Genomic DNA, 21,296 nt, shown 5'->3' on the forward strand with positions numbered 1-21,296 from the left:
GCCGGGAACCACCACGCTGACCGTCGTGCCGCTGTCCGTGCCCGGCTTGCCCGACGTGCCGCCCGAGCTGGCCGGACCGGTCGCGGTGGAGCTGGCCAAGCCGGTGCGCGACCTCCCGCGGGCCGACGCGCTGCCCGGCGGCGTCCTCTACGAACCCAAGTGGGACGGCTACCGCCTGGTCGTCGTCCGCACCGGTGGCACGACCCGGGTCTGGTCGCGGCAGGGCCGCGACCTGTCGTCCCGCTTCCCGGACGTCGTCGCCGCGGCCGTCGCCCAGGTGCCGCCGGGCACGGTGCTCGACGGGGAGGTCGTCGTCTGGAACGGCTCACGGCTGGACTTCGGGCTGCTCCAGCAGCGGATGGTCGCGGCCGGCGGCCGGATCGGGACGCTGGTCGCCGCCGCGCCCGCCTCCTACGTCGCTTTCGACCTGCTCGCGCTCGGCGGCGCCGACCTGCGCGGCCGCCGGCTCAGGGAGCGGCGGGCGGCGCTGGAGGAGCTCGCCGCCCGCTGGGTCCCGCCGATGCAGCTGTCGCCGGTCACCACCGACCCCGCCGAGGCCCGGCAGTGGTCGGCCGACTTCCGCCCCGCCGGGGTGGAGGGGTTGGTCGCCAAGGGCGCCGGCACCCGGTACGCGCCCGGCCGCCGCGAGTGGCTGAAGGTGAAGTCCTGGGAGACCACCGAGGTGCTCGCCGGCGGTGTCATCGGGCCGCTCGAGCGGCCCGGCCAGCTGGTGGCCGGGCGCTACCGGGACGGCGAGCTGGTCGTCGTCGGCCGGACCAGCCCGCTCTCGCCCGCGCAGTCCGCCGAGCTGGCCGACGTCCTCACCCCGGCCGGGCCGGACCACCCGTGGCCCGAACGGATCGGCACCGGCGCCTTCGGCGGCGGCCGGCTGTCGGTGCCGCTGACCCGGGTGCGCCCGGACGTCGTCGTCGAGGTCAGCGCGGACGCCGCGCTGCAGGCCGGCGTCTTCCGCCACCCGCTGCGCTTCGTGCGGGTGCGCCCGGACCTCGCCCCGGACGACGTGCCCGGGCTGTGACACCGTCGGCCTACCGGCCGACACCGCGGCCACGAGCCGTCCCCGACGAGCGTCGAGCCCACCCGCCGCCTCGTCGCGGACCCCTCCGGGGTCCACTCCTCGACGGCAGCGATGTCATCCCGGCACAGCAGACCGGCACGGTAACCCGGCCGGAACACGGGGCGCGGACGATCGGGCGGGTGCACACCGGCGACCAGCTCTGCCTGACGGCGGCCGACCTGACGGTCCGCACCCTCGGCCCGGCGACCGTCCCCTCCCCGCTGGACGGCTCCCTGCTCGACCCGCGAGACAGCGTCCACTACGTCGCCGAGACCGACCGGGTGCTCCTCGACGACACCCTCGACATGGCCGTGCGCCGCGGGCTGCCCACCCGCGAGCTGCCCGCCTTCGAGCCCGGCGGCCCGCGCTCCCGGCTGTTCTTCGACCCGCCCCGCACCCGCGTCGGCGTCGTCACCTGCGGCGGGCTGTGCCCGGGGCTGAACAACGTCATCCGCGGGCTGGTGCTGGAGGCGTGCGGCCACTACGGCGTCGCCTCGGTGACCGGCTTCCGCAACGGCTACCGCGGCCTGACCCGCGCCGGCGCGGCGGACGCGGTCGAGCTGACTCCGGCCGCCGTCCGCGGGATCAACGACCAGGGCGGCACCGTGCTGGGGACCTCCCGCGGCGGCCAGGACCCGGCCGAGATGGTCGACACCCTCGTCGCGCGCGGCATCGACGTCCTCTTCGTCATCGGCGGCGACGGCACCCTGCGCGGTGGGCAGGACATCGCCGACGAGGCCACCCGCCGCGGCCTGCCGATCGCCGTCGTCGGCATCCCCAAGACGATCGACAACGACATCCCGTGGATCGACGCAAGCTTCGGCTTCCAGACCGCGTTCGGCCGGGCCGCCGAGTCGATCCGGGCCGCGCACACCGAGGCGCGGTCCACGCCGAACGGGGTCGGGCTGATCAAGCTGATGGGCCGGCACTCGGGCTTCATCGCCGCCTACGCGTCACTGGCCAGCGAGGACGTCGACGTCGTCCTCGTGCCGGAGGTGCCCCTCGACCTCGACGGCCTGCTGGCCCACCTCGGCCGGGTGCTCGACCGGCAGGGGCACGCGGTGGTCGTCGTCGCCGAGGGCGCCGGGCAGGAGCACTTCGCCGGGCAGCCGCAGGAGCGGGACGCCTCGGGCAACCTGCGGATGGGCGACATCGGCGCGCTGCTGCGCGACCGGATCACCGCCGACGCGCGGACCCGCGGCCGCGACCTCAGCCTGCGCTACGTCGACCCGGGCTACGCCATCCGCAGCGTGCCGGCCAACCCCTTCGACAGCGTCTACTGCGCGCGGCTGGCGCAGGCCGCCGTCCACGCCGCCATGGCCGGGCGGACGGCGACCGTCGTCGGCCGCTGGCACGGCCGGTTCGTGCACCTGCCCATCGCGCTGGCCACCGCCAGCCGCAACCAGGTCGACCCGCAGGGCGACCTGTGGCTCTCGGTGCTCGAGGTCACCGGCCAGCCGGTCGGCGGTTGAGCGATCTCAGCCACCGACCGCGACCCGGTCCTTGGCCACCTGCACCGCCGCGACCAACCCGGCGAGGACGACCGCGGTCAGCTGGACGGGAGCGCCGAGGAAGGCAGTGCCGAGGACGAGCACGGCGGCGACCGGGAAGCCGACCTGCGCGACCGGGCCGTAGTGGTCGCCGCGGTGCCGGACGTGCAGAGCCCAGACCACCAGCAGGAAGACCGCCACGGGCAGCGGGACCGCCAGGTCGCCCGCCAGCTCGGGGCCGGCGTAGGCGCCGGTGTCGACGTCGATCGCCACCTCCAGACCCGAGCCCACCGCCGCGGTCGCCGCGAAGACGGCGTAGTGCCCGTAACCCCACAGCAGGGGCAGCCGCCGGCCGGCGAGCAGGTCCCCACGCGGCTCGTCGAAGTAGAGCCACCACAGCGCGAAGACGACGACGAGGCCGGCGGCAGCCAGCGTGGACAGCGGGAGCCGCTCCGCGCTGTGCTCGGTCAGGGCGTCGGTGATGGCGTTGGTCGCCCCGAGGATCACCTCACCGAGCACGATGAGGGTGAACAGCCCGTAGCGCTCGGCGATGTGCTCCGGGTGCCACGGCGTCACCAGCCGGCGCTCGGCCAGGGCCGGCACGGCCAGCTCCGCGGCGACCAGGACGACGACGGCCGGCCACAGCAGCGCCTCCGGGAGCAGCAGCCGCAGCAGCCACAGCGCCTGGACGGCGGTGACCAGCACGGCGTAACGCAGCGCGGGCTCGCGGAACTCGGGGGTCGACGCCGCCGCGCGCAGCCACTGGCCGACCATCGCCAGCCGCATGACCACGTAGCCGAGGGTGGCGATCCCGAAGTCGCCGTCCCCGGCCACCGCGGGGACACCGGCGGCGAGCACCAGCACGCCGGCCATCTGCACGAGGGTGGTCAGCCGGTAGACCCCGTCGTCGGTGTCGAAGGCGGAGGCGAACCAGGTGAAGTTCATCCACGCCCACCAGATGGCGAAGAAGACCGCGAGGTAGCCGACGACACCGCTCGCGGCGTGGTCCTCGCTGACCGCGTGGTGCAGCTCGGCGGCCGCGGAGGCGACGGCCACCACGAAGCACAGGTCGAAGAGCAGCTCGAGCGGGGTGGCGGCGCGGTGCTCCTCGTCGGGCCTCCGGGGGCGCATGCGGCGACGCCAAGGCGACTGCGGTCCGGTGTGGGTCTCGGCGGGCACGGCAGGATGCAACTGCGGCCGGCCTGCGCCGGTCAAGGACGCCCCGGGGTCGCTACGGCACCCTCCCCAGGGCGATCAGGAGGCGGCGCAGCAGGCCGGCGAGGGCGTCGAGGTCGTCGTCGGAGAGGCCGGTCAGCAGCCGGCGCTCGGTCTCCAGGTGGTCGGGCAGCGCGGCGTCGAGCGCCGCCCGGCCGGCCTCGGTCAGCGTGACGACGACGGCCCGCCCGTCGGCCTCGCTGCGCTCGCGGGTGATCAGCCGCTTCTCCTCCAGCCGGTCCAGCCGCTGGGTGATCGCGCCGGAGGTGACCAGCGCGGTCCGCATGAGCGCGGTGGGGGTCAGCTGGTACGGGGCCCCGGCCCGGCGCAGCGCGGCCAGCACGTCGAAGGAGGGGACGTCGAGACCGTGGCGGGCGAAGGTGGCGCGCTGGGCGAGGTGGACCTCGCGCTGCAGCTGGGAGATGCGCCCGATGACGCCCATCGGGCTGCAGTCGAGGTCGGGCCGCTCCCGGGCCCACTGGGCCAGGATCTGGTCGACGGCGTCCCCCACCCCGATACCTCAGCAGTGAGGTTTCGACGCCGTCAAGCGGGGTGCAGGCGGGTGCTGAGCCGGACGGTGAGCCCGTCGGGACCGGGCAGCAGGTCGACGGAGTCCCAGAGCTTGCGGGCCAGCCACAGGCCCATGCCGCCACGGCCGAGGTCGGCGCCGTGGGCGGGCAGGAAGCCGGCCAGCGGATCGCCGAAGGAGTGCCCGGAGTCGGTGATGGCGCAGACCAGCCGATCGCCGTCGGCCCACATCCGCGCCGACACCGGCCGGACGCCGTGCCGGAAGGCGTTGGCGGCGACCTCGGCGGCGGCCAGGTGCAGGTCCTCCCGCTGCTCGCGGTCGGGCACCCGGGCGGCGAGGACCCGGCCGATCCCGTGGCGCAGCGCCACCAGGGTGGGGACGTCGTCGAGGGCGAGCACCGGCGCGGTGTCCTCGACCGGCTCCCGCGGCCACGGCAGCCGGGACAGGTACTCCGCCGGGTCGCGGTAGGCCGGGCTCGGCGCCCAGGCACCGTCGACGACCAGGAAGGGGTGGGTGGCGGCAGCGGTCTCGACGACCGCCGCGGGCAACCGGCGCCGGTCGTAGAGGCAGAGGGACTCGACCGGCATGTCCTGCACGACCCGGCTGGCCGCCGACTCGAACCGCACCCCCTCGCGCCAGCCGGCCGGGGTGGGCCCGAAGTCCACGAGGGAGAGGACGCGCAGCTGCCGGTCCCCCGCCTGCTCGGCGGTCCGCCGGGCGTGGGCCAGCGCGTCGGGCGCCCGGGCACCGAGCAGGCTCAGCCGCGGGTCGTCGCGGACCTGCGCGGCGCGCTCACCGAGTGCGCCGCAGAGCAGCGCCGCGACGTCGGGCGGGCAGGTCAGCGCCACGACGTCCCCGGCACGCAGCCCGGCGTCGAGGAAGGGCAGGGCCACGGCCAGCAGGTCGGCCTCCCCGCGCACCACCGCGGCGGCGTGCCGCGACAGGACCCGGGAACCGACGCCGCTGCGCAGGTGCGGCAGCGGCGCCCGGGCCTCGCCCACCGCTCGGTCCACCTCGTCCGGTCCTCCCTCCGGCCGAGAGCTCAGGCCGGGTGCCGCGTCATCCTCGTACACGTCCACCCCCCGCTCACCTGAGGGGGTGCCCAATGTGCGCGCCGTCACGCCTGCAGTTCCTCCCAGGCCTGCTCGTCGACCCCCGCCAGGGCGAGGATCCGCGCCGGCGGGGTCCCGGGCCGGGCCAGCACCCGCAGCTCGACGCCGGCCCGCTGCGCCCGGGCGACGGCCTCCAGGACCAGTCCGACGCCCGCGCTGGCCAGGTAGCCGGTCGGCCGGAGGTCCAGCGTCGCCACCGACCCCGGGGCGAGCTGCTCGAGCCGGACGAGCACCTGCCGGCGGACCCGCGCCGCGGTGGCCAGGTCGACCTCGCCGTACACCTCCAGGCGCGGGCCGCCGGGCTCGTCGTGCACGGCCACGCTCGTCCCGCCGTCCCCCGCCGTCCCTCCCCCACCGTCCCCCGCCGGCGCCCGCTCGAGGCGGGCCACCGGGCCGGGGACGGCAGGGACCATCCGGAAGCGGACCGTGGTGCCGACGACCCCCGGGGCGTGCACCACCTCGACGTCGGTGCCCAGCGCCTCGATCAGCTCCAGGCCGCGCCCGCGGTAGCCGCGGTCGGCCGGGGGCGGCCGCCACAGCCCGGTGTCGCGCACCTCGACCCGCACGCTGCCGTCGGGCTCGCGGGCGACCCGGTAGCTGCACTCGCCGTCGTCGGGGGACGCGGCGTAGGCGTGCTCGACCGCGTTGGCCAGCGCCTCGCCCAGCGCCAGCTGCAGGTCCTCGGCGGTGTCCCCGGGCAGCCCGACCGCCACCGTCCACGCCGCCACGGCCCGGCGGATGCCGGACAGCCGGCGCGGGTCGGCGGGCAACCGCGCGGTCAGCGGCTCCGGCAGCAGCCGGGCGGCGATCAGCGCGACGTCGTCGGGCTGGGCGGCGTCGGCGAGGACCTCGGCGAGCAGCTCCCCGGTCAGCGCGACCGGATCGGCCGCGGCGTGCCGGGCGGCCGCGGCCCGGACCCGCTCGAGCCCGACGTCGAGGACCTCGCCACGGCGCTCCACCAGGCCGTCGGTGTAGAGCAGCAGGGTCGCGCCGGGAGCGATGTCGGCCGTGCCCTCGGTGTAGGGACGACGTCCGGGTACGCCGAGGACGGTCCCGGAACCGGCGCCGTCGAGCAGCTGCGCCCCACCCGGCGTCACCAGCAGCGCCGGCGGGTGCCCGGCACGGGCCCAGCGGACCGTGCCGGCCGTGCCGTCGACGACCAGGCAGGCCGCGGTGGAGGCCAGCGCGCCGGGCAGCCGGGCGGCGAAGCGGTCCAGCAGCTCCAGCGCCTCCGCCGGGCCGCAGCCCTGCAGCAGGGCGGTCGAGAGCGCGCTGCGCAGCTGTCCCATGACCGCGGCGGCGGCCGGGCCCTGGCCGACGACGTCGCCGACGGCGATCGCGATCCGGTGGTCGGCCAGCTCGACGACGTCGTACCAGTCCCCGCCGGCCTGGCTGCCCTCGGCGCCGGGCAGGTAGTGCGCGGCCAGTGCCAGCCGCTCCAGGGCAGGCAGCTGCGCCGGCAGCAGGCTCAGCTGCAGCGTCTCGGCGATGCCCCGCTCGGCCCGGTACAGCCGGGCGCGGTCGAGGGCCTGCGCGCACTGCTCGGCGACGGCGAGCAGCATCGCCCGGTCCGTGGCGGAGAAGCGCCGCACCTCGGGCCAGGCCACCGACAGGACGCCGACCACCCGGCCGGCCACGGTCAGCGGCAGCGCCGCCACCGCGGCCAGCCCGAAGTCCCGCATCGACGCGGCCAGCTCGGGAGCCAGTCCGCGGTCGGCCGGGGGCTGCGCGGTGACGTCCTCGATCCAGATCGGACGTCGCTCGTTGACGGCCGTGGTGGCCACCACCGGGGCCGACATCGGCAGCGTCCGCCAGAGCTCCCGCCCGGCCGGGCTGCCGCCGTCGATGGCCAGCGCGGACAGCGCCCGGTGCGAGGGGTCGACTTCGTAGACCGCGACCCGGCTGTCCGGGCCGGTCAGCGCGCGGACGTGCCCGCCGGCCACCTCGGCGACCTCCAGCGGGGTGGTCGCCGCGGACAGCTCGGCGGTCGCCCGCTGCAGCAGCGCCAGCCGCCGCGCCGCGGCCCGCTCCTCCGCGAGCAGCACCGCGTTGTCGACCGCCAGGGCGGCCCGGCCGGCGACCTCCTCGAGCAGCACCCGGTCGTCGTCGTCGTACGACGGCGAGTCCGGGTGCCGGGCCAGCGCGAGGACGGCGAGGACCCGGCCGCGGACCGACAGCGGCACCGCCATCCCCGAGCCGACGGCCAGGGCCTCCGCGATCTCCGGACGGTCGGGAGCCAACGGGGGCAGCTGCGCCCGCAGCACGGCCCGGCCGGTCGTCACCACCTCGCGCCCGAGCCCCGAGTCGGGGTCGAGGGCGGTCATGGCGGCCTCGGCCGCATCGTGGAGCCCGGCGACCCCGGCGAAGCGCAGCTGTCCGTCGTCCCCCAGCACGCGGGCGGTGCAGAGGTCCGCGAGGCGCCGGTCGACCAGCAGCCGGGCCAGGGCACCGAGCTGGCCCTCTACGGTGGTCTCCCGGTCCAGGGCCGTGCCGACCTCGGCGAGCAGCGTCTGTCGCGCCGTCTCGCGGGTCCGGGCGTTGATGTCGGTGCAGCTGCCGACGTACCCGGCGAACGTCTCACCGGCCCCGATGGGTGCGGCCCGCTCCAGCAGCCAGTGGTAGGTGCCGTCGGCGCGGCGCAGCCGGACGTCGACCTCCCAGCCCTCACGGCGGGCGGTCGCCGCGGCGACGACCTCGGCGTAGCGGTCGCGGTCCTCCGGGTGCAGGCCCTGCGCCCAGCCGTCGCCGACCTCCTCGCGGGCCGGGCGGCCGGTGAACTCGGTCCAACCGCGGTTGACGAACACCCGCCGTCCGTCGGGGTCGGCCACCCAGATGAGGGCCGGCGCCAGGTCGGCCATCGCGGTGAACTGCTCCTCCGCGGCGCGGCGGGCCCGGCCGAGCTCCAGGTGCGCGCCGACGCGGGCCAGCAGCTCCTGCGCGGAGAACGGCTTGACCAGGTAGTCGTCGGCGCCGGCGGCCAGGCCCTCGACGGCGGCCTCCTCGCCGGCCCGGGCCGAGAGCAGCACCACCGGGACGCGGGCGGTGCGCGGCTCGGCGCGCAGGGCCGCGAGCAGCCCCATGCCGTCGAGCTCGGGCATCATCACGTCGCTGACGACCAGGTCGGGCGGGTCGGCCAGCGCCGCCTCGAGCGCCTGCCGGCCGTCGGCGACGGTGCGGACGTCGTAGTGCGGGCCGAGCAGCCGCTGCAGGTACCCCCGCATGTCGGCGTTGTCGTCGGCGACCAGCACCCGCCCGGAGACCGCGGCCGGGCCCGGGACGACGGGTGGCAGCTCGGCGCCGGGCGCGCCGTCCCCACGGGGCAGCCAGCGCATGGCCTCGGTGACGAAGGGGACGGCGGCGGACGAGACCGCGGGCGCGTCCGGAGCGGCCTCGGCCAGCCGGTCGGCGGGCAGGTGGGCGGTGCCCATCGGCAGGGTGACGGTGAACGTCGTCCCGGCGCCCGGGGTGCTCTCGACGTCGATGCTGCCGCCGTGCAGGGCGACCAGCTCGCGCACCATCGCCAGGCCGATACCGCTGCCCTCCCCCGACCGGCCGCGGGCGTCGGCCACCCGGTGGAAGCGCTCGAACAGGCGGGGCAGCTCGTCGGCGGGGATGCCGGTGCCGGTGTCGCTGACGGTGAGCCGCGCGCCGTCGTCGTCCTGCCGCAGCCGGACGGCGATGCCGCCGGTGAAGGTGAACTTCAGCGCGTTGGAGAGCAGGTTGAGGACGACCTTCTCCCACATGTCCCGGTCGACGTGCACCGGCGCGTCCAGCGGCGCGCAGTCGACGGTGAACTCCAGCCCCGCGCGGACGACGGCCGAGCGGAAGACGCTGGCCAGCTCGGCGGTGGTGGCGGCGAGGTCGACGGGCTCGAAGCGGGCGTCGATGCGGCCGGCCTGGATGCGGGAGAAGTCGAGCAGGGTGTTGACCAGCCTGCCCAGCCGCTGCGCGTTGCGCTCGATCACCTCGAGCTCCTCGCGCAGCCGCGGGTCGGACGCCGCGGCCGGGGAGGCGCGCAGCTCGGCGACCGGGCCGGCGATGAGCGTCAGCGGGGTGCGGAACTCGTGGCTGACGTTGCTGAAGAAGTCGGTCTTGGCCCGGTCCAGCTCGGCCAGCGCCTCGGCCCGGCGGCGCTCGGCCTCGTAGCTGCCGGCGTTGGTGAGGGCGGCGGAGACCTGGTTGGCCACGAGGCCGAGGAAGCCGCGGTAGGCGTCGTCCCAGCGGCGGTGCGGGTTGAGACCGACGACGAGGAAGCCGGCGACCGGGCCGCGGTCGGGGGCCGTGGAGGCGATCGGCAGCGCGACGCCCTGCACCGGCGGGCGGTCCCAGGCGCCGGTCGGCAGGCCGGGGCACCGGTCGGCGAGGTCCTCCACCAGCACGTCCTCGCCGGCCAGGAGCCGAACCAGCGGCCACGCCCCGTGGTCGTCGGTCAGGACCCGGGGGACGGCGGGCGACCCGGGCTCGATGCCGACCGCGGTGCCCAGCCGGGCGGTGCCGTCGTCGTCCACCAGGTACACGGCGCTGAACGGCAGGTCGGCTGGGTTGCGGGCGAGCTGCTCGGCGGTGCCGGCGAGCACGGCCTCCGCGGAGCGCGCCGCCCCGAGCGCCGCGGCGAGGTCGCGCAGCGTGCCCATCCGGCGCTCGCCGACGACCTGCTGGGTGGTCTCGGTGACCACGCAGAACAGGCCGCCGGTGCCGCCGTCGTCGTCGGGCAGGGGGCTGTAGGAGAAGGTGTGGTACGTCTCCTCCGAGTAGCCGCTGCGCTCGAGGAAGAGCAGCAGGTCCTCGTCCCAGGTGGCGGCGCCGTCCTGGAGGACCGCGCGCGTGCGCGGCGCGATGTCGGGCCAGATCTCCGCCCACACCTCGGAGGCGGGCCGCCCCAGCGCCCACGGGTGCTTGGCCTGCAGCGTGTCGTGCCGGTACGCGTCGTTGTAGAAGAAGGCGAGGTCCGGGCCCCAGCCGGCCCACATCGCGAACCGCGACGTCAGCAGGATCCGGACGGTGTGGCGCAGTGCGGAGGGCCACTGCTCCGGCGGGCCGAGCGGCGTCTGCGACCAGTCGACCGCGGCCATCGCGCGGCCGACCTCGCCCCCACCGGCGAACAGCGAGGTGCCGGGGTCCTCGTCGCTCACGGCGTCTCCTCGCTGGCGCTCGTCGATGCTGCGAGCGGCACTGCTGTCCTCGTCCGTGACCTCGCACGCTCGGTCACGGACACCTTCACGAGGGGATGGTAGGTCGAGCGCCGCCACGGTCGGTTGCGGGCGGGGGGACCCGCGCGGCGAGTCGGTCGCCCCTGCCACGTGGACCGCCGGCTGCCATCCTCGTCGCATGGCCACCCTCGACGACTTCAACGGCGAGCCCGCCGACCGCGCCGTCCAGGCCCTCCGGGCGTGCAACGCCGCGCCGCGGTTCGCAGCAGCGGTGGTGGCCGGGCGGCCGTATCCGGACGTCGACGCGCTGGTCACCCGAGCCGAGGAGGCCGTCCGCGGGCTGCCGTGGGAGGAGGTCGAGCTGGCGATCGGCGTCCACCCGCGGATCGGCGAGCAGCCCGAGGGCTCCTCGCCCGAGGCAGAGGCCTCCCGGCGGGAGCAGAGCGCGGTGGGCTCGGCGGACGACGCCACGCGGACGGCGCTGGCCGAGGGCAACCGGGCCTACGAGGAGCGCTTCGACCACGTCTTCCTGATCCGCGCGGCCGGCCGCTCCCCGGAGGAGGTGCTCGCCGAGCTGCGCCGCCGGCTGGACAACGACGAGGAGACCGAGCGCACCGAGGTGACCGGTCAGCTGGCGGAGATCACCGCGCTGCGGGTGCGGGACCTCGTCTCGGACGCGACGGGCGAGCGAGCACCGCAGCGAGCGCCCGCGAGCGAGGAGCGGGACGAGCCCGGAGCGGAGCCATCGACGTGAGCGTGTCGACGCACGTGCTGGACTCCGTGCTGGGGCGGCCGGCGGCGGGGGTGGCCGTCCGGCTGGTCGCCGGGGAGGAGCTGGTCGCCGAGGGGGTCACCGACGCCGATGGCCGGTGCCGGCTGGCCGAGGGTCGACCGCCCCGGGCGCCCACCGGCTCGTCTTCGCCACCGGCCCGTGGTTCGCCGGTCAGGGGCGGGACACCTTCTACCCCGAGGGGGTGCTCGCCTTCGACGTCCGCGAACCCAGCGAGCACCACCACGTGCCGCTGCTGGCCCCGTTCGCCTACTCGACCTACCGCGGGAGCTGAGGCGGAGCTCCTGCTGAGCGGTGTGTGCACACACCGTGTGACGGGGATCAGGGGCGCGGTCAGCGGCCCCAGCTGTCGTCCTGCGGCGCGGTCTCGAGGCCGACCCCGGCGAAGAGCAGGTCGGCGTGCACGCGCAGGTCCGCCCCGCGCTCGTCGTCGGTGGTCAGGACGTCGGCACCCTCGGCCACGCCCACCCCGCCCACGCCGCGGCAGCTCCACCACACGTGCCAGCCGGCCGGCACCTGCACCCCCACGCCGCCCATCAGCGCCCGCACGGTGAGGTCCACCCCGCCGGGCACCTTGGGCACCGCGGTCAGGTCCAGTCGGACGCCGCCCATGAGCACGTCCAACCGCACCCGCGACAGCTCGGGGTTGACCGGCCGCAGCTCGTCGCCACCGACCACCACGACCCGCCGGATCCCGGCCGTGCTCTCGTCGCCCTCGTCCTTGCGCCGGGCCACCAGCCGGCCGGTCACGGCGATCACCGCCTGCACCCCCCACCAGCCCAGCAGCCAGGGCAGCAGCCGACGGACGGCGGGCGGGGGGCTCGTCATGCGCTCAGCCTGCCCGCCGCCCCGCCCGGTGCCCAGGCCCGGGCTCCTGGCACCATCGGCCGGCGTGGGCGACGAGCGCGAGGTCCTGACCTACGAGGCGTTCGGCACCGCGGCGCGCGAGCTCGCCGAGCAGGTCGCCGCCGACGGCTTCGAGCCGGACCTCGTCCTCTCCATCGCCCGCGGCGGACTGTTCCTCGGCGGCGCGCTGGGCTACGCCCTCGACGTCAAGAACCTGTTCGCGATGAACGTGGGGTTCTACACCGGCGTCGACGAGCGGCTCGACCTCCCGGTGGTGCTGCCCCCGACCCTCGACGTCGTCGACCTGACCGGGGCGCGGGTGCTGGTGGCCGACGACGTCGCCGACACCGGCAGGACCCTGGAGCTGGTGCGCGACTTGTGCGCCGGGCACGTGACCGAGGTGCGGACGGCGGTGGTCTACGAGAAGCCGCAGTCGGTCGTGCGCTGCGACTACGTGTGGCGGCGGACCGACCGCTGGATCGACTTCCCCTGGTCCAGCCAGCCACCCGTCGTCCGACGCAGCGACCGCCCGGCTCGGTGAGGTGCTGGACCGGCCCCTGCAGGGTCCCTCCATGGTGGAGGGCAGGGGGTCCTTAGTACCGGAAGCGCTGCACCGACGCGCTGAGTGCCGAGGCCATCCGGGCGACCTCGTCCATCGCCGTCCGGGCGTCGGTCATCGCGCGGGTCGTGGCGGTCGCGGCGCCGGCCACCGCGGTGATGTTGTCCGCGATCTGCCCGGCCGACTGCGCGGCCTCGGCGACGTTGCGGTTCATCTCCGTGGTGGTCGCGGTCTGCTCCTCGACGGCGGCGGCGATGGTGCCCTGCGAGTCGTTGATCAGGGCGATGATCTGTGCGATCTCACCGATCGCCCGCACCGCGCCCTCGGTGTCGCCCTGGATCGCCTCCACCCGCGAGGTGATGTCCTGCGTGGCCTTGGCGGTCTCCTGCGCCAGCTCCTTGACCTCGTTGGCGACGACGGCGAAGCCCTTGCCCGCCTCACCGGCGCGGGCGGCCTCGATGGTGGCGTTGAGCGCCAGCAGGTTGGTCTGCTCGGCGATCGCGGTGATGGTCTTGACGACGCTGGCGATCTCCAGCGAGGACTCCCCCAGCTTGGCGACGGTCGCGTTCGTCGCGTCGGCGACCTGCACCGCCTGACCGGCGACCCGGGCCACCTCGCTGGCGTTCTGCGCGATCTCGCGGATGGAGACGCCCATCTCCTCCGAGCCGGCGGCCACGGTCTGCACGTTGACCGACACCTGACCGGCGGCGTCGGCGACCACCCCGCTCTGCACCGAGGACTCGTCGGCCAGCCGGGTCATGTCCTGGGCGGTCGCCGAGAGCTCCTCGGTGGCCGAGGCGAGCGTCCCGGTGGTCTCCCCGATCGAGGTCAGGACGGCCCGCACGTTGCCCATCGAGGCCTCCAGCGCGGCGGCCATCCGGCCCACCTCGTCCCTGCTGGTCACGCCGGTGGAGCCGCGCAGGTCGCCGTCGGCCATCGCGGTCAGCACCGCGCCGACCCGCTGCAGGGGCCGCACGACCGACCGGGTCACCACCCAGCCGAGCAGGGCCAGCACGAGCACGCCCGCGACGGCGACGACGACCGCGAGCGTGGTCGCGCTCGCCCGCTGGTCCTCGGCCCCCTCGGCGGCGGACGCCGCGTGGGCGGCGACGGCCTCGCCGACGCTCGGCAGCGCCTCCTCCAGGGTGGAGAAGGCCGCCGAGAACTCGGGGTACGTGGCGCGCGCCTGGGCCGGGTCCTGACCGGCCAGGGTGACGACGCGCTGCGCCGTGGCGAGGTAGTCCTCGACGACCGGGCCGACCTCGACCACGGCGGCGTGCACGTCGTTCCCGAGGTCGGCGGCGTCCACCGCGGCCAGGCTGGCGCGGAGGGTCCCGCCGTGCTCGGCCAGATCGGCGGCCGCGGCGGAGTACTCCGGGCCGGCGACGGCGAGCATCGCCTGCAGCACGTCACCGCGGACGGCGTCGTGCATCATGTCCGCCTCCAGCGCCGCCCCGGTGGCGTGCGTGGTGGCCAGCAGCTCGTCGGTGCGTTCCCCGGTGCCGCGCAGCGCCTGCACCGTGAGGACGGCGAAGACGGCGAGGACGACGGCGCCCGCGGCGACGAGCGCTGCGAGCTTCACGCCGAGGGGACGGTCGGACCAGAGGTTGCGCGCCATGCCGGCACTCCTGCGGGGAGGGATCGGCGCGCTCGGTGCACGCCGTTGCCCCGTGTTCGGCATGTCCCTGGAGCCGTTACAGCGCAACCGGTCCGGCCGAGGATCCTTTCTGGTTCCGGAACGTGGCCGCGCTCACCCCCCGGCGCGCAGCCGGTAGAAGCGGAACACGTCGTGCTCGATGGGCAGGACGTCGACCCCGGCGAACCCGGCCTCGCGGGCGTAGCGCTCCAGGACCGACGGCCGCATCACCGTGCCGGTGCCCGCCGACGGCCGGGTGGAGAGCCCGTCGGGCAGGCAGCAGGTGACGCTGAAGCCGTACATCAGCCGTTCGACCTGGTCGCCGGGCGCGGTGAACCGCTCGGCCACCTTCTCGTCGACGACCAGCACGGTGCCGCCCGGGCGGACCATCCGGCGCATCGCGGTGAGCACCGCCACCGGGTCGGCCAGGTCGTGGACGCACTCGAAGGCGGTGACCAGGTCGTAGCTGCCCTGCTCCCCGGCGGCCGCGGCGTCCACCGTGGTGAACCGGACCCGGTCGGCGACGCCGGCCTCCTCGGCGTTGAGCCGGGCCTGCTCGACGGAGGGCTCGTCGATGTCGTACCCGTCGACCCGGGCCTGCGGGTACGCGCGGGCGATGCCGATCGCGGACCAGCCCATGCCGCACCCCACGTCGGCGACCCGGCCACCGGCCCGCAGCGCCGCGTCGATCTCGGGCACCGAGGCGAGGTCCTGCGAGGCCATGGGGCCGAGGAAGTACGGCCGGTTGCCGGCGGCCTGCGCGGCGCGGGCATCGCCCATCTCGGCCCAGGAGAGCCCCTCGCCGGTGCGGTAGACCTCGAGCAGCCGGGGCACGTTCCGGCTGAACACCAGCGCCTGCTGCACGAACGGCGGCATGAAGGCGAGGTCGTCGCGGTCGACGAGGACGGGGCGGTGCGCCTCCGGGAGCGTGTAGCGCCGCTCGTCGGGTCCGGCGGCCTCGTCGTCCACCGTGAGGAGGCCGGCGACAGCCTGCTGCTCCAGCCACTCTCGGGCGTACCGCGGGGCGGTGCCGGTGCGCTCGGCCAGCTCGGGCGCGGTCGCGGGGGCCTCGGCGAGGGTGCGGTACCAGCCCAGCTCGCTGCCCAGGTGGACCGCGGCCAGTTCCAGGGTGGCGATCACCCCGTCGAACAGGCGCTCGGCCAGGGCGGTGGTGGCGTCGACGGGCGGTGTCTCGGTCGTCGTCATGACCCCCGACCGTGGCCCGGTGGAGTCCGTCCAGCCAGGGCCGTCGGTCCCCCGGCCCTGCACAGGGTCATGCTCCGCGGCGGGTGGAGACGGTGACGGTGAAGCGCCGATCGGACGCCGCGACCTGCGTGGGGCCGACGAGCCGGCGCAGCGCGGCCCGGTGCGGCAGCCGGTTGTTGTAGACGCACCACAGCTCACCGCCGGGCCGCAGCACTCGCCCCGCCGCGGCGAACAGCCGGTCGGCCGCGCCGGTCACCACGGCCGCGCCCACGTGGAAGGGCGGGTTGCAGACGACGAGGTCCACGCTCGCGTCGGACACGGTCGACGCCGCGTCGTCCCGCACCACCCGGACCCGGTCGGCCAGCCCGTTGGCCGCCGCCGTCTCCGCCGCCGAGGCGACCGCCGCCGCGGACTGGTCGGTGGCCAGCACGGTCAGCTCCGGCCGGGCGAGGGCGAGCGCGGTGGCCAGCACGCCGGTGCCGCAGCCGAGGTCGAGCGCCGTCCGGGCGTCGGGTGCCATCCGGGGCAGCGCGGCAAGCAGGGCACGCGTCCCGGCGTCCACCTTCGTGCCGGCGAACGCGGCGCCGTGCGAGCAGACGGTCAGCCCCAGGTCGGGGTGCTCCTGCCGGCGCGGGAAGGACGACGTCACACCCGGCCGGGGCCCGCGGGCGACCAGCACCCGGGACTTGTGCCGGGCCAGCGTCGCGTGCACGTCGGTGAACCCGAGGCCCAGGACGTCGTTCATCGCGTGGGTCATGTGCTTGACCCGCGCTCCGACCAGCAGCGTGACGTCGGGCGCGGCGGAGGAGGCCACCACCTCGGTGAGCTCGCGCAGGGCGTCGAGGGACTTCGGCGCCTTGGCCAGCACGAGCCGGACGCCGTCCGCCAGCCCGGGGTCCAGCGGCAGCGAGCGGTACGTGCCGGTCAGCCCGGTGCGCTCGGCGTTGCGGCCCAGGGCCAGCTCGCCGACCAGCAGGTCCTGGTGCACCCGGACGTCGCGGGCGCCGGCGGCGACCGCGCCCAGGGTCAGCGCGCCGTAGGAGTCGTCGACGACGGCGACCGCACCGGGGCCGGCCGCGGCGAGCAGGTCGGCGGCCTCGTCGAGCAGCAGCCGGTCGGTCGCGTCGACGGCGACCAGGTCCGGCGCCTCGACGTCCGGCTCCCGCCGCAGCTGGTCGAGGAGCCCGAGGTCGGCCACGGCACTCCCCTCCTCCGGCGAGATCGCGCGATCTCGCACGCGTACGGCCCGGGAACCGTACGAGATCACGCGATCTCGCCGGAGTGGGGTGCGGCTTCAGACGCCGGAGAGACCCACCGGGCAGGAGACGCCGGTCGAGTGGATCGGGCAGTAGCCGTTGGGCACCTTGTACAGGTACTGCTGGTGGTAGTCCTCGGCGTAGTAGAAGTCGCCGAGCGGCGCGATCTCGGTGGTGATCTCGCCGTAGCCGGCCGCGGTCAGCCGCTGCTGGAAGGCCTCACGGCTGGCGCGGGCGGCGGCCTCCTGCTCCGGCGAGGCGTAGTAGATCGCCGAGCGGTACTGGGTGCCGACGTCGTTGCCCTGGCGCATGCCCTGCGTCGGGTCGTGGTCCTCCCAGAAGACCTTGAGCAACTGCTCGTAGGAGGTCACCGCCGGGTCGAAGACGACCAGCACGACCTCGGTGTGGCCGGTCTGCGCCGAGCAGACCTCCTCGTAGGTCGGGTTCGCGGTGTGGCCACCGGCGTAGCCCGCCGCGGTCGAGTAGACGCCCGGCTGCTCCCAGAAGACCTTCTCCACGCCCCAGAAGCACCCGGCCCCGAAGACGGCGGTCTGCATGCCCTCCGGGAACGGCGGCCGGATGCGGTTGCCGTTGACCGCGTGCAGCTCCGGGACGTTCGGCAGCGGCGTCGGGCGGCCCGGCAGCGCGTCCTCGGCTGCCACCGGCTGGGTCCTGGACCGGGAGAAGAACATGCTCCGAGCGTAGGCCGGTGCCGCAAGGAGGACCGGCGGCGAGGGAGCGGCCCGACCTCGGCGGATGCAGGATCGGGGCATGGCGGCGACGACGCGTGAGTGGCACCTGGCGGCCCGGCCCCACGGCGAGCCGACCCCCGAGGACTTCCGGCTGGTCGAGGTGCCCCTCCCTGAACCGGCCGAGGGGCAGGTCGTCGTCCGGGTGGTCGTGATGTCGGTCGACCCGTACATGCGCGGCCGGATGCGGTCCGGGCCCTCGTACGCGCCGCCGTGGGAGGTCGGTGAGGTGATGAAGGGCGGCGCCGTCGGCCGGGTGGTCGCCTCGCGCGCACCCGAACTGCCGGAGGGGTCGCTGGTCCTCACCGACGCCGCCTGGCGGGAGACCGCCGTCCTCGACGCCGCCGCGGTGACCCGGCTGCCGACCGAGGAGGACGTGTCCCCGTCCTGGTACCTGGGCGTGCTCGGCATGCCGGGGCTGACCGCCTACGCCGGGCTGTTCCGGGTCGGCGCCTTCCGCGAGGGGGACGACGTGTTCGTCTCCGGGGCCGCCGGCGCGGTGGGCAGCCTGGTCGGGCAGTTCGCGCGGCTGCGCGGCGCCGGCAGCGTCATCGGCAGCGCCGGGTCCGCGGAGAAGGTCGCCTGGCTGCGGGAGCTGGGCTTCACCGCGGGCTTCGACTACCACGACGGTCCCGTCGCCGAGCTGCTCGCCGCGCCCGCCCCGGACGGCGTCGACCTCTTCTTCGACAACGTGGGCGGCGAGCACCTGGAGGCCGCGATCGGCGCGCTGCGGGTGCACGGGCGGGCCGCGCTGTGCGGCGCGATCTCCGGCTACAACGCCGTCGAGCCGCCGCCCGGGCCGCGCAACATGTTCCTCATGGTCGGCAGGCGGCTCACCCTCCGCGGTTTCCTGGTGAGCGACCACGCCGACCTGCGCCCGGAGTTCACCGAGACGGTGACCGGCTGGCTGCGCTCGGGCGACCTGGTGGTCCGGGAGACCGTGCACGAGGGGATCGAGCAGGCCGTGCCGGCCTTCCTGGACCTGCTGCGCGGGGGCAACGTCGGGAAGATGGTCGTCCGCCTGGCGCCCGACCCCGACTGAGGTTCCCGCCGGCCGCATCCGGGCAGGATGGCGATCATGTGGCTCTTCCTGACCAGCCGGCTGCGCACCTGGCTGCTGCTGACCGTCGTCGTCCCCCTCGCCACCGGCCTGCTGCGCCGGGCCGCGCAGGTCCTCGAGCGGCGCACCGGGTCCACCCAGGTGACCCGCGGGCTGTACAAGGCCGGAGACCTCGGCGACCGCGCCCGCGCGACGCTCCGCGGCGGGCGCCGGCGCCGGCGCCGGTGACCACCAGCGGCGGGCGCCCGGGTCTGGACCACGAGCCCGCCCGGGGGCCGACCCGGGCGCTCGCCGTGTTCTGCCACGGCGGCACCGTGGCCAGCGTGCAGCCGCCCAAGGAGCGGGCGCTGTCGCTGCTGCGGATGCGCGCCATCGAGCAGTACGTGCGCGCCTCGGCGGCCGACCGCGGCCTGGGCACCTACCTGCTGCGCTACCGGGTGGCCGGCTGGAACGGCGTGGCCGCCGACGCGTACGCCGACGTCCGGTGGGCGCTGGGCGAGCTGCGGGCACGGCACGGGGACGACGTCCCGGTCGTGCTGGTCGGCCACTCGATGGGCGGCCGCGCCGTGCTGCGCGCCGGGGACGACCCCTCCGTCCGGGTGGTCTGCGCGCTCGCGCCGTGGACGCCGCCGATCGAGCCGGTCGAGCACCTGCGTGGGCAGACCGTCGCGATCCTGCACGGCCGCGGCGACCGCTGGGTGCCGGCCGCGCTCTCGGCCGACTTCGCCGTCCGCGCGGAACGGGCCGGCGCCCACATCGCGCGGTTCACGATCGCCGGCGGGCACAGCATGGTGCGCAGGGCGCCGGTCTGGCACGCCTTCGTGCGGGACGTCGTCCTCGCCGGGACCGGGCTCGCACCGTGGCGGCCCGAGCTGCGCGCGGCCCTGGACCGCCGCGAGCTCGCCGCCACCCTCTAGGAGAACAGCGCGCTGTAGCCGTTGAGCGCGGGCTGCCCGCCGAGGTGCGCGTAGAGCACGGTGGACGACGGGTCGATCTCCCGGCGGCCGACGAGGTCGATGGTCGCGGCCATCGACTTCCCCTCGTACACCGGGTCGGTGACCATGCCCTCGGTGCGGGCGGCGGTCTCCATGGCGCGGATCGTCGTCTCGTCCGGGATGCCGTAGACCCCTGCGTGGTAGCGCTCGTCGAGCTCGACGTCGTCGAGGGTGAGCTGGCGGCGCAGGCCGATCAGCTGGCCGGTGCGCTGGGCGATCCGCAGCACCTGGTCGCGCGTCTCGGCGGGCTTCGCGGAGGCGTCGACGCCGAGGACCCGGCGCGGGCGGGCGCCGTCCTCCTCGAGCTTCGCGAAGCCGGCGACCATGCCGGCCTGCGTCGAGCCGGTGACCGAGCAGACGACGACGGTGTCGAAGAAGACGCCCAGCTCGGCCTCCTGGGCGGCGACCTCCTCCGCCCAGGAGGCGAAGCCCAGCCCGCCGAGCGGGTGGTCGCTGGCGCCGGCCGGGATCGCGTAGGGCTTGCCGCCGCGCGCCTCGATCTCGGCGAGCGCGGCCTCCCAGCTCTCCTTGAACCCGATGCCGAAACCGGCCTTGACCAGCCGGACGTCGGCCCCGGCCAGCCGGCTGATCAGGATGTTGCCCACCTTGTCGTAGACGGCGTCGGGCCAGTCCACCCAGCTCTCCTGCACGAGGACGCACTCCAGCCCGACCCGTGCCGCCACCGCGGCCACCTGGCGGGTGTGGTTGCTCTGCACGCCGCCGATCGACACCAGCGTGTCGCAGCCCTGGGCCAGCGCGTCGGCGACCAGGTACTCGAGCTTGCGGGTCTTGTTCCCGCCGAAGGCGATGCCGGAGTTCACGTCCTCGCGCTTGGCCCACACCGCGGCGCCGCCGAGGTGCTCGGTGAGCCGGTCCAGCCGGTGCACGGGCGAGGGGCCGAACAGCAGCGGGTACCGGGGGTGGTCAGACAGTGCCATCAGGGGTCTCCTCCAGCTCGGACAGCAGGGCCGTCCAGATCTCGGTGGTGGTGGCGACGGCGGCGTCGGCGTCGGAGTCGGCGCAGGCGGCGATCAGGCGGTCGTGCAGGTCGACGGACTCCGCGCCGTGCGCCGCGGCGAAACGGCGGCGCTCCAGCCGGCGGACGGCGGGGGTGAGCCGCTCGACGGTCGCGGTGAGCGCGGTGTTGCCGCAGCGGGCCAGGAGCACGCCGTGCAGGTCGTCGTCGGCGGCCAGGGCGGCGTCGACGTCCCCGGCCCGCACCGCGGCGGCGAACCGCTGGTTGGCCGCGCGCATGGCGGCGACGTCGTCCGGGGTCACCGCGGGCACGGCCTCGCGGACGGCGAGCTCGTGCATCGCCCGGACGACGACGGCGGCGTCGCGGACGTCGCGCACCCGCAGCGGCGTCACGCGGGTGTGGCTCTGCGGCTTGGCCTCGACCAGGCCCTCGTCGGCCAGCCGGGCCAGCGCCGCGCGCACCGGGGTCACCGACAGGCCGAGGCGGGCGGCCAGCTCGGCGTCCTTCACCACCGTGCCGGGCTCGAGGTCACCGGAGACGATCGCCGCCCGGATGCGCTCGAGTGCGATGTCCCGCAGCAGGATGCGCGAGACGGGAGCCAGGGCCACAACTGACATCTCAGATGTCAGATGGCCTCGACGTCAACCCACTC

Annotated in this window: 19 protein-coding genes; 8 read left to right on the top strand and 11 right to left on the bottom strand. The window is 75.9% G+C overall.

Annotation, left to right across the window (positions count from 1 at the left end; all coding sequences use genetic code 11):
* Positions 1-25: 25 nt before the first annotated feature.
* Positions 26-1,036, top strand: a complete 1,011-nt coding sequence (locus ACWIX7_RS12305) for an ATP-dependent DNA ligase (protein WP_448621816.1) — start codon at positions 26-28, stop codon at positions 1,034-1,036.
* A 179-nt stretch (positions 1,037-1,215) separates the two neighbouring features.
* Complete coding sequence (locus ACWIX7_RS12310; protein WP_448621817.1) at positions 1,216-2,547, top strand: ATP-dependent 6-phosphofructokinase; 1,332 nt, start codon at positions 1,216-1,218, stop codon at positions 2,545-2,547.
* A 6-nt stretch (positions 2,548-2,553) separates the two neighbouring features.
* Here ACWIX7_RS12310 and ACWIX7_RS12315 read toward each other — a convergent pair whose 3' ends face one another.
* From ACWIX7_RS12315 to ACWIX7_RS12330, 4 genes are all read right to left on the bottom strand, one after another.
* Positions 2,554-3,696, bottom strand: coding sequence for a low temperature requirement protein A (locus ACWIX7_RS12315; protein ID WP_448621818.1), 1,143 nt, complete (start codon positions 3,694-3,696; stop codon positions 2,554-2,556).
* A 100-nt stretch (positions 3,697-3,796) separates the two neighbouring features.
* A complete protein-coding gene (locus tag ACWIX7_RS12320; protein ID WP_448621819.1) occupies positions 3,797-4,291 on the bottom strand; it encodes a MarR family winged helix-turn-helix transcriptional regulator in 495 nt (164 codons plus the stop codon).
* A 32-nt stretch (positions 4,292-4,323) separates the two neighbouring features.
* On the bottom strand, positions 4,324-5,322 hold the full coding sequence (locus ACWIX7_RS12325) for an anti-sigma factor RsbA family regulatory protein (RefSeq protein WP_448621820.1): 999 nt from the start codon (positions 5,320-5,322) through the stop codon (positions 4,324-4,326).
* A gap of 104 nt (positions 5,323-5,426) precedes the next feature.
* Positions 5,427-10,553, bottom strand: coding sequence for a SpoIIE family protein phosphatase (locus tag ACWIX7_RS12330; RefSeq protein WP_448621821.1), 5,127 nt, complete (start codon positions 10,551-10,553; stop codon positions 5,427-5,429).
* 196 nt (positions 10,554-10,749) lie between these two features.
* On the opposite strand from ACWIX7_RS12330, the gene uraD reads away from it, so the two are divergent.
* Positions 10,750-11,325 carry a 2-oxo-4-hydroxy-4-carboxy-5-ureidoimidazoline decarboxylase gene (gene uraD, locus ACWIX7_RS12335; protein ID WP_448621822.1) on the top strand — a complete coding sequence of 192 codons (576 nt, stop codon included), beginning with the start codon at positions 10,750-10,752 and terminating at the stop codon, positions 11,323-11,325.
* 115 nt (positions 11,326-11,440) lie between these two features.
* The gene (locus tag ACWIX7_RS12340) at positions 11,441-11,635 is read left to right on the top strand and encodes a hydroxyisourate hydrolase (protein WP_448621823.1); all 195 of its coding nucleotides are present in this window, start codon (positions 11,441-11,443) and stop codon (positions 11,633-11,635) included.
* A 59-nt stretch (positions 11,636-11,694) separates the two neighbouring features.
* Here the strand turns inward: ACWIX7_RS12340 and ACWIX7_RS12345 are convergent, their stop codons facing one another.
* The gene (locus ACWIX7_RS12345; RefSeq protein WP_448621824.1) at positions 11,695-12,189 is read right to left on the bottom strand and encodes a hypothetical protein; all 495 of its coding nucleotides are present in this window, start codon (positions 12,187-12,189) and stop codon (positions 11,695-11,697) included.
* A gap of 64 nt (positions 12,190-12,253) precedes the next feature.
* Between ACWIX7_RS12345 and ACWIX7_RS12350 the strand changes: the two genes are divergently transcribed.
* Positions 12,254-12,748, top strand: a complete 495-nt coding sequence (locus ACWIX7_RS12350; RefSeq protein WP_448621825.1) for a phosphoribosyltransferase — start codon at positions 12,254-12,256, stop codon at positions 12,746-12,748.
* 52 nt (positions 12,749-12,800) lie between these two features.
* On the opposite strand, the gene ACWIX7_RS12355 is transcribed toward ACWIX7_RS12350, so the two are convergent.
* The 4 genes from ACWIX7_RS12355 to msrA form a co-directional block, all read right to left on the bottom strand.
* Complete coding sequence (locus ACWIX7_RS12355) at positions 12,801-14,384, bottom strand: methyl-accepting chemotaxis protein (protein ID WP_448621826.1); 1,584 nt, start codon at positions 14,382-14,384, stop codon at positions 12,801-12,803.
* A 132-nt stretch (positions 14,385-14,516) separates the two neighbouring features.
* Positions 14,517-15,608 (bottom strand): class I SAM-dependent methyltransferase, encoded by a 1,092-nt coding sequence (locus ACWIX7_RS12360; protein WP_448621827.1) that lies wholly within the window; start codon positions 15,606-15,608, stop codon positions 14,517-14,519.
* A 67-nt stretch (positions 15,609-15,675) separates the two neighbouring features.
* A complete protein-coding gene (locus ACWIX7_RS12365) occupies positions 15,676-16,806 on the bottom strand; it encodes a class I SAM-dependent methyltransferase (RefSeq protein WP_448621828.1) in 1,131 nt (376 codons plus the stop codon).
* Between the two features lie 96 nt (positions 16,807-16,902).
* Positions 16,903-17,556 (bottom strand): peptide-methionine (S)-S-oxide reductase MsrA, encoded by a 654-nt coding sequence (gene msrA / locus ACWIX7_RS12370; protein WP_448621829.1) that lies wholly within the window; start codon positions 17,554-17,556, stop codon positions 16,903-16,905.
* Positions 17,557-17,635: 79 nt separating this feature from the next.
* On the opposite strand from msrA, the gene ACWIX7_RS12375 reads away from it, so the two are divergent.
* The 3 genes from ACWIX7_RS12375 to ACWIX7_RS12385 are packed head-to-tail and all read left to right on the top strand — an operon-like array spanning position 17,636 to position 19,590.
* Positions 17,636-18,655 (top strand): NADP-dependent oxidoreductase, encoded by a 1,020-nt coding sequence (locus ACWIX7_RS12375; protein ID WP_448621830.1) that lies wholly within the window; start codon positions 17,636-17,638, stop codon positions 18,653-18,655.
* 36 nt (positions 18,656-18,691) lie between these two features.
* Entirely contained in the window at positions 18,692-18,901 is a 210-nt protein-coding gene (locus tag ACWIX7_RS12380) for a hypothetical protein (RefSeq protein WP_448621831.1), read from the top strand.
* Positions 18,898-19,590: an alpha/beta fold hydrolase gene (locus ACWIX7_RS12385; protein WP_448621832.1), complete on the top strand. Its 693-nt coding sequence runs from the start codon at positions 18,898-18,900 to the stop codon at positions 19,588-19,590. Before ACWIX7_RS12380 ends, ACWIX7_RS12385 begins: the two co-directional genes overlap by 4 nt.
* Here ACWIX7_RS12385 and ACWIX7_RS12390 read toward each other — a convergent pair.
* Positions 19,587-20,606, bottom strand: coding sequence for a 1-aminocyclopropane-1-carboxylate deaminase (locus ACWIX7_RS12390; RefSeq protein WP_448621833.1), 1,020 nt, complete (start codon positions 20,604-20,606; stop codon positions 19,587-19,589). The two genes, ACWIX7_RS12385 and ACWIX7_RS12390, sit on opposite strands and share 4 nt — an antisense overlap.
* Entirely contained in the window at positions 20,593-21,252 is a 660-nt protein-coding gene (locus ACWIX7_RS12395; protein ID WP_448621834.1) for a GntR family transcriptional regulator, read from the bottom strand. Before ACWIX7_RS12395 ends, ACWIX7_RS12390 begins: the two co-directional genes overlap by 14 nt.
* Positions 21,253-21,296: the final 44 nt, after the last annotated feature.

The organism is Geodermatophilus sp. URMC 65 (assembly GCF_053502545.1).